The sequence below is a fragment of the Amedibacillus sp. YH-ame10 genome, from assembly GCF_053848885.1.
Window position 1 is genome coordinate 81,246 of record NZ_JBSPFA010000002.1, and the last position, 15,798, is coordinate 97,043.

The 15,798-nt window shown below is 35.7% G+C and carries 1 protein-coding gene; it reads left to right on the plus strand.

The window, feature by feature from the left end:
- The gene (locus ACWG42_RS01475) at positions 1–15,540 is read left to right on the plus strand and encodes an InlB B-repeat-containing protein (protein WP_455789720.1); all 15,540 of its coding nucleotides are present in this window, start codon (positions 1–3) and stop codon (positions 15,538–15,540) included.
- The last annotated feature ends 258 nt before the right edge of the window (positions 15,541–15,798 follow it).

Genomic DNA, 15,798 nt, shown 5'->3' on the forward strand with positions numbered 1-15,798 from the left:
ATGAGAAGAAAATTTACTAAAGGAATGGCGATTGTATTGGTATTATCCATGTTGTTTACACAATCCGGATTTACATCTGCGATATATTCACAAAACGAAATGGAGCTTACTGTTTCTACAGGAGATGCTTATAAAAAGCAGCTCAGTTTTCAAACCTCTGATCCAAGTGTAGCAAAGGCTACCTTATTGTATGAGGGAGAACAAATCAATGAAATAGATGTGAGCAGTGCTCAATCCTTTGATATCCAGTCAAATGGTACCTATGTTGTTAATGCATTGGATGCCAATGGAAATGTTCTTTATACTGGAACAAAAGAGATTGATGAGTTTGAAGACATCTCTGTTAAAGAAGATGCAAGTTTACACACTTTAGAAATTATCTCACGTATACCAAATAGTAGTTATGCGACGATTACAGAGGATGAACAATCTGTTCCTTTAACGAAGGAAGAAGGCGTTTATAAAGGAAATATAGTCTCTAAGAAAAATGGAACTTATACAGTAACTGTTTTTGATATCGATGATAAAAAATTAGGTACAAAAAATATCGAAGTAACTTCTTTTGAACGTTATACAAGTGCTGGAGATATCGAACTTGTAGAAGAAAGCGATTTAAGTAAAATCGTAAATAATCCAACAGGGTCTTTTATATTGAAGAAGGATATCGAAGTAACTAGTGATCTATTATCGCAAGTTGATTTTAAAGGAACTATAAATGGTAATGGATTTTCTATAAGAGGATTTAAAAAGAATGTATTTCAATCCTTACAAGGAGCTACTCTTCAAAATATTACGATGATTGGAGGAATCTTAGCAAATGAAAGTAGGAACACTAAGATTCTAAATTCAGGGTTCTATGTTTCCTTTAACAATACTAAGGAAGATGCTTCTCTTATTTTGAAAAGTGAAAATACAACAATTGAAGGAAGTTACGTATTAGCAAATATCGAAGCAAAGGTTGCTTCGGGTTTTGTGTTGACTGGAACAGCAACTATTAAGGATAGTTATGTTAGTGGTTATATAAAAGGTAAAGAAGTATATGGGTTTGGTAAAACTGTTGATGTAGAAAATTCCTATACAGTTGCCTCCCTCCTAGGAGAACAACGTGTCTTATTCAGTGAAGGTACACAAAAGGATACTTTCTATGATGCACAAGTGAACGATTTCTCTGATGAAAAAGCAACTGCATATACAAGTGAACAAATGTTAAGTGGAACTTTAAAGAAGGATGCTTATCATATAGAAGAAGGATTGTATCCTCAAATCAAAGCCATAGAGAACATGAGTGAATATGCTAAAAATATTGCAAAACAAAGTGTACTTGCAATTATTTCTGATGGAAACTTAAGTGCATTATCTAATCGTGCACAAGTTACCGGTCAAGAAGGCATCAAGTGGAGTAGCGAAAATGCTTCTTTGTTTGCGCAAAAGGTAACTCTTCAAGGTACGCAAGGAGAAGTTATCGCAACAAACGAAGATAAAGTAGTCATGAATCGTTTCTCATTAAGAGCACCTACTATGATTACAGAACTCAAAGCTGGAAATTCAACAACATTAGATACTACTCAGATTACATATCCTACAGAATATGGTAGGTACTATAAAGTGATGAAAGCAAGTGATCCAGCTCCAGAAACACCAGCAAGCCATAAAGCAGCAATCGAGGCAGGATGGAAGATTGTATACTGGGATGGAGTGGAAAGAGCTGTTAATTTATCATGGAATACAAATTATAAAGTGTATACATATGATGGAGTAAACGTTTCAAATAAAGCAATAAAAACAAACAAACAAAAAGCAGAGGGTAACGTTGTTGTTAGTGGAAACTATGAATTAGGAACTACTTTACAAATCTCTTTAGCAGATGTCCCAACGGATATCGAAGGAACTTTATTTATAGAAAATTCAGAAACATTGGATGGGACATGGAGTAAACTTGAAGAAGTATCTTTCACATCCGCTAGTGATATGAAAGAGTATGTTTTAGCAGATAATTTGTATTACACGTATTTGCGTGCACGTTTTGTTGTGAGTGATTCTCTACCATATAGTGGGGAGTTTATATATACAACAAACACAGTTCTTGCTAGAGCGTTAGAAAATTCCAATGTATCTGTTGCAAATAAAAAACCTGCTATTGAAGGAGAATATAGTATTTCTGATAAGCTATCTGCAAGTATCGATATTACTGGAAAAGAAAATGATGTAACATATGAATGGTTTCATGAAGGTGATGACAATACTGTAATTGCGACAGGAAACAACTATATATTAAGAGCAAGCGATATTAACAATCGCGTATATGTAAAAGCAACGGCAAAAGAAAATTCAAATATCAAAGGAAGTGCAAGAAGTATTGCGAGTGATACTGTAAATGCAATCAAGCATGATGCCCCTATAAATGCACCAACCTTGGTAGGTGATGCAGAAGATACAATGTTCACCATTAAGATGAATGAAAATGAAGGTCTTTATAAATTTGTTATTAATAAAAAAGGTGATAGTACTTCATACGAATATCCTGCAATAGCAAGAGGTGGTGTAGATACCGTAATTATGTCCAACAGTGACTTTGAAATCACCGCAAGTACAGAATATGAAATAAAAGTAAAACGCATCGGTGAATATGGTTTTATAGATAGTGAACTTGGTAATACATCATTAAGTGTTACTACTAGCAAACCGAATGTGACTGGAGATATCAAAATCAGTGGAAATGCAATTTATGGACAGGAACTAAAAGTAGAAGTTACAAGTCAAAACGCAGAACAAAAAGGTATTTTTGAATGGAGACGTGTTGACAGTGATGGAAATAAAACGGTTATAACTACAGATGTAAATGCTTATACACTAGTCAAAGAGGATGTAAATCAGTACATTGAGGTGGCTTATAAAGGAACGGATGCTTATGCTGGTGAAATCACCATTTCTAGTGATAAAGTATCCAAGAAAAGTGCAGATGCACCAGGTGTAAACTTAAAATTGAAAGAAAGTCTTGATGCAATCAAAGATACAAGTGTAGAAATTGTAACACCTAATTTTGGTACTGCTGGCATCATTATCGGATATAGCAGAACGAAGGATGGAGTACCTACGGAATATAAAGAAAATGGAAGCACAAAAATATTCTTAGCAAATACGACATATACATTATCAGAACTTCAAAGAAATACACAATATTTCTTATTCATTCGTTATGCGGAAACAGAAACAGAACAGAAATCCCCATGGATAAGTACAGAATATGCAGCAGAGTTTACAACATTAGAAACAGAGCTGGATGCCACTTTATCCTTTGTCTATGATAATGGAAATAATCCAATGCCAGGGCAACGCATTGATGCAGTATTGAAAGATGCAAATTCGAATCAAGGTACATGGAGTTGGAAACGTATCAAGAAAAATGGCCAAGAAGAAAACATCAATGCATTTAGTTTAAGTGATGATAAAAATAGTACATATTTTATCATTCCATCTAATGAAGAAGAAGGTACTAAATATACAGTATCTTTTAAAGCAGATTCAGGTTATAAAGGTACGAAAGAAACGACTTCCAATGCTGTAGTTGGTTTTGAATTACAAGCCTATCAAGCACCATCGAAAGACGCAATTTATTTACAAGGAATAGAAGATACTAGCATTGCTGCTTCTATGAAAGGTGTAGAAGGACAATACAGATTCCGTTATAAAAAAGCAAATGCTGCAGATAGTGAATTTAAGGAAATCGAAAAAGATGTATATGCAGATGTAGAAGTTATCATTTCTAACTTGGATCGAAACACGGCATATGTTGTACAAGCAAAACGTGTACAAGATTCACTTGGTAAAGAGAGTACATGGAGTGATACAAGTGAACCTGTAAAAACAAAGAATACAGAAATTGCGGGATATATCAGCTTGAGTGGAAATATGAGTAACAAAGAAACTCTAATAGCTACTTATAATTCAGCAACTTATGCACCAACAGGTAATGATACCGGAGGAACATGGTCATGGTATCGTGAAACAGATTTAATTGTAGGAGAAACTGCGAATACTTACACATTAACAAGTGAAGATGTAGGAAAAATAATCAAAGTTCGATATACGATGCCAAGCAGTTCAAATTTCAGTGGGTATGTAGAAGCTACAACAAACCCTATAGGAAAAGGTCTTAGTGCAAAACCATCATTCACGACTATAAAAGCAACAAAACAAGATGCAACGGATAGCCATATGATAGTAGAAGTGACAGGTGTGAATTATTCTAGCACACAAGAAATGTATTATTTAATTCAAAATGCAAACCTTTCAGCACCAAGTATGCCTACTGGTGATGAATTAGGAAAATGGACGAAGGTATCTTCGGCATCACTTGAAATTCATAAGGACGCAAGCGGAAGAAACTTTGTTTCAAAAAGTAAATATACCTTATACCTTGTTTCTTTAGGAAATGACGATACACTAGCAAGTGATATTGTTGTAAGTGATGTAACAATCAATGATCATAAACAAACAGGAACTATAGAATTTAGTGGTAGAAGCCATGTTGGTAAAGAATTTACAGCTACATTGAAAAATGCAAACAATGTGAAAGGAACATGGCGTTGGTACTTTTCAAAAAATGATTACACTACAGCAAATCCCGATGTAAATAATGCAACTTTATGGACGGAGATAACAGAAGGTTTTTATCCAACTACGAATAATGAAAAAAGCACATTAACGGTTGCTGATAATTTAAAAGGAAAATTCATTAGAGCTGAGTTTATCGCAGATGGAAAAGAAGGATATGTAGGAACAATTAAATCAACGAAAAGTGAAAAATCTGTAACAAAGACCTTTGCGGAGCGACTAGAAATCAGTGGTAAAGGATACGAAGGTGAAATAATTACTGTAAAATTATTAAATTCAGATCGAGATTTAACAAAAACAGGAAGTGATAATGTCAATGGATCTGAGACATTTTTTACAAGATTGATACAATTCCAATCAGAAGCAGGAGCATATCAAACTAATGTTTCTGATTTGGTATCTGTGACAAAGAATTCATTTACGGTTAGAATACCTGCAGGTCTTTCAAATATAGATGGAACATATATAGCAGGTGTTGTTAATACACCGGATAAAAACATATACACACAAGAGAATGGAGATAAACTGACAAGCCAATGGTTCAATTCATCCATGGATAGTCGTATACAGTTTAATTATGGTATTAAAATTAACACAGCAAGTGATTTTATAAATTTCATGAACGGCGTTGGAAGCTATGCGTCACGTACTGCTAAATATGTGTTAACGAATGATATAAATCTATCAAGTTATGGCGCAATAACACCAAACGAAGCCGCAAATATGTATTTTAAAGGCACTTTAAATGGTGATTATCATACGATTGTTGGCTTAAAGAATCCAATATTCTTTGCTATAAGTGGCGCTTCAGCTAGCAATAAAGCTGTGATTAAAAATTTAATCTTTTCCGATACAAAGATTAGTGGAGAAAGTGTTGCTATTTTAGCTTCACATTGTGAGAATGCAACGATTGAGAACATTTTATTAGTCAATGCAGATATCAATGCTTTTAGAGATAGTGGAATGTTGTTAGGAACGGTTCGTACAGATACATATTCGGTTTGTCCTGGAGGGAATGTTACGCTACAACGCATCGGCTCTGCACATGGATTATTCAACATAACTGGAGAAGGCATGTCTGTTGGGGGAATAAGTTCATTTTTTATGGGGGCGAATAATATAGCTAAGGATATTTATTCAGTGAACTCTACTTTAATGCATTATAAATGTGCGGCAGGGGGGTTATTTAGAGAAACAGGTGCTGGAGCAAATGTTAAAAACAATTATACTGCGAATACAATTATTAGTACACATCCAACTGGTCGTAATTATGGAGAAGCGGGTATTGCACCAAAATGTGAAGGAGCGAATTATAGCAATAATTTCTTCGATGGAACACTTTATCCTGCCGGTGATGATTTAGACATAAATATTAAAAAATCTACGAGCGATATGATTGGAACAGGGTTAAAATCATCGTTTGATAATGGTTCAAGTGGTGTTTGGGTATACAAAGAGGGATACTATCCTAGATTGAAGTGGACAGTAGATCGTAATATTGAAGCAGCTACCTTATATGCAGCGACAAAGGGTGCCTTTGTTTCATTAGATGGGAAAACATCATCTACAGATTTATTTAATGGTAATTTATATGGTTCAGTAAGTGTACCTTATGAATTATTAAAGTCTGGATATTCTTATTCTTCTAGTGATTCCAATGTACTGTCAATTACATCAACGGGTATTATAACTCCGGTTGGAAATGTTGGTTCAAAGGCTACAATTAGTATTACATACAACGATCCTAATACGGGAGCAGAACCCGTTGCGACTTTTAGGTTTACTGTAAAATCAAAGATGGCAACATTCTCATCTGTATCTATCAGTGGTCAAGCGAAGGTTGGTTCTACCTACACATCTTCATTCTCCCCTAGTACAGCAGGAGTTACTTATCAATGGTATCGTCGATTAGAAGATGGTGCAAGACAACCTATAGCAGGAGCAAATAGTTCAAGTTATGTAGTATCTAATAGTGATGCAGGTTATCAAATACAATTACAAATTAATAAAGATGGTTATGGAAGCATGGTGAGTCCTTGGAGTTTATCGCAGCAAGTTGGAGCTCCAACAAGTGCTCCTTCCATAACTGGTATCACAGATACGAGTGCAACAATCACCGGAAGAGGTGGAGCAAATAGTGGATATGAATATGCATATGCAGAAAGCTCTACAGGAGAAAAAAATATCTTAACTAGTCAAGGGGCTAGTGTTGAGTTGAAGGGTTTGAGTAGAAATAAACAATATTATGTTTTCTCAAGAATGGCAACTGGGGTAGGATATAACCAAAGCGATTGGGGACCTTCTACATCTTTTACTACAGGAAAAACTCCAATCGTAGGTGATGTTGAAATGGATTCTACCTATAATAATGGAAGTCAATTAAGGATGAGTATTGAAAGTACAAACGATCAAAAAGGTACATGGAAGATTGAAAGAATAGATCCGGATAATGGCAATGTGCTTTCACAAATTGAAAACACAGCTACTACCTATTCTCATACGTATACATTCAAGGCTGATGATGTTGGCAAGAAAATCAAAGTATCCTATGTAGGAACCGGAAGTTTTATAAATAGCCAAGAAGCTACTACGCCAATCATCAAAAAAGCAATTCCTGCTATACCTAACAAGCCTACAGAGGCCGGTAAAGATGATGCTAGTATCACAATCAACATGCCTAGTGGATCTACTTATGAATTAGCATACCGTAAGGCAACGGATAGCGATTTAACCATTCTGTCAGGGACACTTGATAGTGGAGCGACCTACAAGTTTGAAAATTTACAACGAAATACTGCTTATAATTTCTATGCAAGAAAAGTAGCAGATGCTGCTTATGAAACAAGTGCATGGAGCGAGGCTCTTACTATAACTACTAACAAAACAACAGTAGAGGGAAATATCTCTGTGAATGGTACTTTGATGACAAATCAATCTGTTGTATTTGATGTTGAGGATACAAATGAGCAAAAAGGTATGTGGAAATTGGAACGTATCATAAATGGAGAAACAACTACCATTTCACCAAGTTCATATATAGTTGACGCAACTACAAGAAGATTAGAGTATAAAGTGAGCCCTGCGGATGCGATAGGAAAATTAAAAGCGATGTTTACTGGAACTGGTAATTATCAAGGATCAATAAATGTCACAAGTTCAGTGGTAGAGAAAGCGACTTTGACAACTGATGGTTTACCTTCAGCAGAGAATGTATCTGTGGTAAGTAGAACAGATCAAACATTAAATGTTCGTGCAACGGTAGGTAATTCACAATATCAATTTGGATATGTGAAAACAGGATCTGCAGATCCTGTGCAATTGTTTGAAGCAATTGCAAGTGCAGAAAAAACCATTAGCATAAGCGGATTAGAAAGAAATACAGAATATGATTTATATATTAGAGAAGCTGCTAGAACTGGATATAATCCGAGCGAGTTTGTGAAAGTAAAAGATGCTGAAAGTACTCTTAAAACAGCATTAAATGGACACGTGTCTTACACGGCCACAAGAGGAGGAATTGCAGTTGAACCGGAGATTGGTACAGCTAAAATAGGGTATACCTATACAGCAAGCTATGCCAAAGGAAGTTATGCTCCAGTAGGGGATGATCTTGATGGAACATGGCAGTGGTATTTGGATGATGTAGCAGTAGCAGGTGCAACGAGTGCATCTTATACAGTTCCAGTGCTGTATGGAGAACCTGTCATAAGCGTACGTTACATTGCAAAGGAAGATTCAGATTTTAAAGATTACGTTACTATGAAAGTTGGTACGCTGAGCAAAGAAAGACATGCTACACCAAATTTACCAGCAGTACAAGCTCTTAATGAAGATGGAATCATAGGAAGTAAATTAGAAATTAGTACTACGGATACAACATCAGGTGTATTCTGGTATGTACAAAATGCAAATAAACAAAGTGTACCAGAGGTGGTTACTGCAAAGGATGCGCAAGATAATGAAGCATTAGAAAATCAGTGGTTTGCGGCAAGCAATAAACAGAAAATCACTCTAAAATCAAACACAGAATATATCGTATATTCAGCAAAACTAGAGGATGATACCAATACTGTAAGTAGTATCATTTCTCAACGTCCAGTTCGTACCGTTAAAGATGATTTAAATAAAGTGCATGCTGAGTTAATACAAGGAAATGATGCTACACATTGGAAAGTATTACAAAACAAAGAAATACGAGTAAGTTGCAATGACATTGTGACTGATGGCGTATGGAAATACTATGTTTCTAGTGAAACTTCACCAGAAAAGCCAAGTGATGCGAGTTGGAAAATCATTACAAGTGAAGTACAAACACGTCTAAAAGAAGGAACAACAGATACATATGCGTATACAAGTTTCCAAATTCCTTTAAAATACTTAGGTTATAAAGTAAAAGTCGTATATGAAGGAAGAGATGGTTTTGAAGGTAGCATTCAATATGTTTCTTCAACTGCATTAACAGGAACGTTATTAAAAGGAACATCCTCCGTTACAGAAGGAAATGATGTTACCGTTGGTCAGGCTATCAAAGTAAAATATAGCCCTGGCGAAAAAGATGATATAAATGGTTACTGGCGTTGGTATATTGAAACTGCGGTGAAATCTGGTTCATATGAAATGATTTTGACAGACAATAATCTTCCATATGGAGCGACTGCATTAACGGATTCTTATACACCAAAAGCGAATGATGTAGGACGCAAAATATATGCAGAATACAATGCTTCTGATAATGGAGAATTTACTGGTACTGCACAAAGTGATACCTTAGATTCCATTCAAAGAGCAGATCAAGAAAAACCAAATGCTCCACTTCAAAAACAAATAAACGGTACAGCTATACAAGTTGTTCTACCAGACAACTATTCAAAAATTCTTGCGACTACACCAAATGTAATTTTGGGATATAAAGAAAAAGATAGTGCAGAGGATATTAAATGGTTGGTAGATAATAAAAATGATAGTTGGATCAAAGATAACTTAAAAGCAAAGACTACCTACCAAATTTATGCGAAGTTTGAAAGAACCAGTGAATTTAAAGAAAGTGCCATAAGTGATGCACTTGAAGTAACAACTGGTAATGAATCTTTTGAAAGCAAGAATTTGAAAATTGATACAACTTGTGTTATTGCAAGTGGTCAAACATTAAAAGCTTCTTTTACAGGAGATGGATATGATCAAGGATTCTTTAAAGTAGTACGAAGTGATGGAGAAGAAGTAGCAACCAATATTGCAGGTGATGTTAGCGAGGATAACAAACGTATCGCGATGTCTTATTTGGCAACTAGTGATGATATTGGTGCGAACCTTACCGTACAGTATGTCGCAAAAGATGATGCAATAAAATATGGTGGTTATGTAGAGAAGAGTGTGAAAGAAGTTAGTAAACCAATCAATCCACTTGCTCCTACTACTCCAACTTTAACAACCATTACCTACGATGAAACTCATCTAGAAGCATTTGTAAGTGATGCATATGAATATGCATTAACTACTACAAACACATCTCTAGCTGCTGAAGATGGACAATGGAAGAAACTCACTGATAGCGGAAGTATAACTTATTTATTTGAAAATTTAGATAAAAACACAACGTATTATTTACATGCACGTTTAGCAGAAACTGCAGATTACGTTCAAGGATCTGAATTGATAAGTGCTGGAGTACACCCATGGCAAAGAGGTTCATACAAAATCACATATGTAAATACAGAAGGAGCTACTAACAGTAATCCAACACAATATGATGAATTAAGTGAAACGATAACATTAACAGAACCAGTGAAAAAAGGATATACCTTTATAGGATGGACATGGAACAATCAAACCACGCCTACAAAGGATGTTACGATTGAAAAACATAGTGAAGGAGATAAATCCTATACTGCAAACTGGACCATTAATAAATATGATGTTACATTTGAATTACTAAATGGTGAGAATACGAAAGTAATCAAAAAAGAATTCAATCAAAAGATTACAAAACCAGAAGACCCTACTTACCTTGGAAATACTTTCTTAGGTTGGTTCAAAGATCCGCAATACAGATCTGAATGGAACTTCAATGAAGATAGTGTTCAAGATACCATGAGCTTATATGCGAAATGGGAACCAAGTACATTTAGCGCAACCTTTAATGCACTTGGAGGAAGTACACCGGATCCAATCGAAGGAAAATTTGGAAATACTTGGCCTGATTTGCCTAGTACGGAAAGAAGAGGATATACGTTTGATGGTTGGTTTACAGAAGAAATAGCTGGAGACAAAGTAGAGGCTAGTACAACAGTTCCAGCGAATAATGTAACTTATTATGCACATTGGACACCAACAGAATATACTATCTCTTATGAATTAGTCGGTGGACAATTTGATGTGAATTATCCACAAACATATACCATTGAGGTGGATACAACGCTTGTACAACCTACGAAAAAAGGTTGTGAGTTCTTGGGATGGACATATGATGGAGTTGAAGTACCTGAAAAAGATGTGCGTATTACGAAAGGGAACATCGGCAATCGATCATATACGGCCAACTGGAAAGTGATATCTTATGATATTGAGTATCTTCTTGAAGGTGGAAGTAATAGTCCAGTGAATCCGAAGAATTATCGTGTAGATATGAGCGATGATATCGTTTTAAAGGCACCAAGAAAAGAAAATTATGCATTTACTGGATGGCTTGTAGGAGATGATACTACAAAAGTATTAGAGTACACAATTACAAAAGGAAGTGTTGGCAAGCTTACATTAACAGCTACATGGGAAGCCGCAAATAGTGTTGTTTCCTTTGATACAGATGGAGGAAGTGATGTAGCGGATATGGGAGCAGTGCAAGGATTAACAATCCTTGCACCTGAAAATCCAACCAAAGTAGGACATACCTTTGATGGTTGGTATCAGGATGAAATATGCACTATTGTTTGGGATTTTGATACGAATACAGTTAGCACTGATACACTTACATTGTATGCAAAATGGAATGTGAATAATTATATCGTTACTTACGATAATGATGGATCTATAACCACTGAAAATAAGAACTACAATGAAACATTAGGTGCGTTATCAACACCAACAAAAACAGGATATACTTTTGATGGTTGGTATGATGGCGAACAAAAAGTAGGCTCCACTACCATTGTTAAGAACGATATGACATTACGTGCACGTTGGACGGCAGTTAAATACAGCATTACATACGCATTAGATGGTGGCGTGAATGCTGTTGACAATCCAGTAGAATATACAATAGAAAGTGGAAACATCACTCTTCTAGCACCTAAAAAAATGGGACAGGTATTCACTGGATGGACATGGGGTGGAAATGGCGATCCAAATAAAACTGTGGTGATATCTGCAAGATCTACAGGGGATAAAACATATACTGCCAACTGGAAAGAAGCTGATCATGTAGTAAGTTTTGTAAGCAATGGAGGAAGTAGTGTAGAAAACATCTATGTATCTACAGATGATACCATTGTAAAACCTGCGGATCCAATTCGTAAGGGTTATACCTTTAATGGTTGGTTCAGTGACGAAAAACTCGAAACTGTTTGGGATTTTGATAGCAATTCAGTAACGAGTGATACTACGTTGTATGCAAAATGGACCATCAATTCATACACTGCATCATTCGATGATGGAAGTTCTGCACAAACGATCACAAACAAATATGGAAGTGAGTTAGGCTCTTTACCAACCGTAAGTAAAACAGGCTATACATTCTTAGGTTGGTTTACAAAAGAAAGTGGCGGTACACAAGTAAACGCACAAACAAAACTTCTAGAAGATGTGACTTATTATGCACACTTTGAAACAGTAACATATACCATTCAATACGATGCAAATGGAGGAATCAACCCTAGCAAAAATCCTATCAGCTATACAATAGAAAGCGACGATATAACAATTGAAGTGCCAAGTCGTACGGGATATGCGTTTGATGGATGGAAGGATGAGAATTCTTCAGCGAAGGTTGTGAATTATGTTATTCGCAAAGGAACAAGTGGAAACATAAAACTTGTAGCAAATTGGACGAAAGCTGACTACAAAGTAAACTTTGAAAGTGCAGGAGGAAGTATTGTAAACGCTGTATATGCAATAAAAGATACAAGCATTTCCAAACCACTAGATCCAACAAGAGTAGGATACACGTTTGAAGGTTGGTATAAAGAACAATCTACTATCAACGCTTGGAACTTTGAAAGTGATATAGTTAGTCGTGATACAACTCTTTATGCGAAATGGACACAACAACGCTTTGATATCCGTTTCCATACAAATGGAGGTAGCAGTGTTGCGATGAGAAATAAAGCTTATGGGGAAACCCTAGGCACATTACCAACTACAGAAAAAGAGAACTATACATTAGCAGGTTGGTATACAGCACTTGATGGTGGAGAGCGTATCACAAATAGTACGATTGTTAATAAAGCAGCAACGTATTATGCTCATTGGAATGCGAAAGCATATCAAATCACCTATGATTTAGATGGCGGTACGAATGCTAGTAGTAATCCAACAAACTATACAATTGAAAGTGATACAATTTCATTGTTAGCTCCAAGTAAAGATGGATTTGCATTCATCGGCTGGACTTATGTTGGACAAAGTACTCCTATAAAAGAAGTTAACATCTTAAAAGGAAGTAGTGGAGATGTTACATACCGTGCAAATTGGAAAGCATCCGATGCGACCATTACCTTTGATTCTAAAGGCGGAAGTAGCGTTGCTTCTCTAAATGCAGTAAAAGGAGAAACGATATCTCGTCCAGTTGATCCTACAAAAGAAGGATTTACATTTGATGGATGGTATAAAGAAGACTCTATTACAAATGCATGGAATTTCGCAAGTGATAAGGTTCTAGATGATACCACTCTATATGCAAAATGGATTAAAAATACGTATACAGTAAGCTTTGATTCACAAGGAGGTACATCTGTTTCAAATGTACAAAGAAAGTATGATGATGTAGTTGGAACATTACCAACTCCTGTGAAAGTCGGATATGACTTTGATGGTTGGTACGATGGCGATGTAAAAGTTAGTGCATCAACACTTGTGAAGAAAAATGTTACATGCAAAGCAAATTGGGTATTGAAGAACTACACCATCACGTATACGTTAAATGGTGGAACAAACCATAACCAAAATGTAGAAGAATATAACATCGAGAGTAAAGATATTGAACTTCTAGCACCATATAAGAAAGACAATGCATTCCTTGGATGGACTTATACAGGACAAACAACTCCTATCAAAGATGTTGTTATTCTAAAAGGAAGCACTGGAAATAAAGTATATGAAGCAAATTGGAAACAAGCAGAAGTGAAAGCAGTCTTTGATACACAAGGTGGAAATTCTATCAACACATATTATGGATTAAAGAATGAAAGCATTCCTCGACCAGCACAACCAACACGAAAAGGCTATACCTTTAAAGGTTGGTTCAAAGAAAAGAATGGAACGATTGAATGGAACTTTAACGATACAATCAGTGAAGATACAACCTTATATGCAAAATGGGAAGCAAACACATATACAATCCGTTTTGATACAAATGGTGGTATATCAAGTGATGCGTTAGAGAAAGAACTCGTATTTGATGTTGCTTTAGGTACCTTACCAACAGCAACAAGAGAAGGATATGCGTTTGTTGGTTGGTTTGATCATCAAATCGCAGGTAGCCAAGTTACTAGCACTAGTAAAGTGGATGGTGAAGCAACGTACTATGCACGTTGGATTGAAAAGGAATATAGCGTACACTATAATAGTGATGGTGGTAGCAGTCTTCCTTCTAAAACAAAAGTGAAATGGAACGATGCTGGATTATTACCAAATGCATTGCCTACGAAGGAAGGTTATGAGTTTAAGGGATGGGTGGATAAAGATGGAAACACCATCACGTCTACGATTTCATACAAAGCGATTGCGAAAAATGATAATGTTGAAAGCATTACATTGAAAGCCGTTTGGAAGAAAGTAGTTACACCAACCCCTGATCCTGAACCTACACCAAATCCAAAACCAACACCGAAACCAGACCCAACTCCAACGCCGACTCCAACACCAACACCAACACCAACTCCTGACCCAATTGTCCCTACACCAAAACCGGTTCCTCCAATCACTCCTACACCAGATAACCCACTAGTAAAACCAGTGGAAAAACCTACTACAGAAAACAAAGATCCAAATAAAGAAGTAGTAGAGGAAGAAGAAATCGTTACAAAACCTGGAGTAGAAAGAGAACCAGATAAAAAAGTAGAGGCTAAAGTAGAAGATGGAATTATCCATTTACCAAAAGACAGTGTTGTAAATAAAGGAAACGGAAAGACAACAATTTCAATTGGTAAAGGAAGTGTTGTAGTTAATATTAGCAGCGATGTAGAAGTAAAAGATATGGAAGCATTTATCAATACAGTGCTTACAGAAGTACAAAAACAAAACATTTCTACAGGAAGCAATATTGAAATACGTGTAAACGTGAAGAACATAGAATCTAAAACTGCTAGTGATAAAGATATCATTCAGAAGAAAGCCAAAGAAGAACAATTGGAAATTGGTAACTACTATGACGTAAGTATCACAGTCAAAGAGAACAACGATCATTGGGTACGTATTAAACAACTTGATGATGGTGTGGAATTGATTTTACCAGTAGAAACTAAGTTACAATCATTAGATGCTACATTCTATGCAATTCGTGTACATAATGGCGATAGTGTAGTTTTAAAGGATGAAGACAATGACAAGAAAACAGTCACTGTTAAAACTGAAAAATTCTCTACCTATGCCATTGCCTATAAAATGAATAAGGAACAAGGCAATATGAGTATCTGGTTAATTACAGGTGCGGGTATTGTTATTGCAACTGGAATCATTCTATATGTACGTAAAAGAAGTAAAAAAGAAGCTTCATAATAAACTTAAAAAGTTCGTATAGATGCAATGCATCATACGAGCTTTTTTTGTATTTAGTAGCATAATACACTGGAAATCACATATTCATGTGATGAACTTATGACAAAAATGTGAGATAATTACAATATATATCTAAACTATTACATTCTTTATAATTCCAATTACTTTTATTGGATAGCATATATTTAGGTTATTATTGGGGAGGGTTTCATATGTATAGCTACATTACTAAAACAAAACAAGATAAATATGTAACTT

Coding starts and splice junctions, on each gene's coding strand:
- ACWG42_RS01475 (WP_455789720.1), top strand. CDS start 1: ATGAGAAGAAAATTTACTAAAGGAATGGCGATTGTATTGGTATTATCC.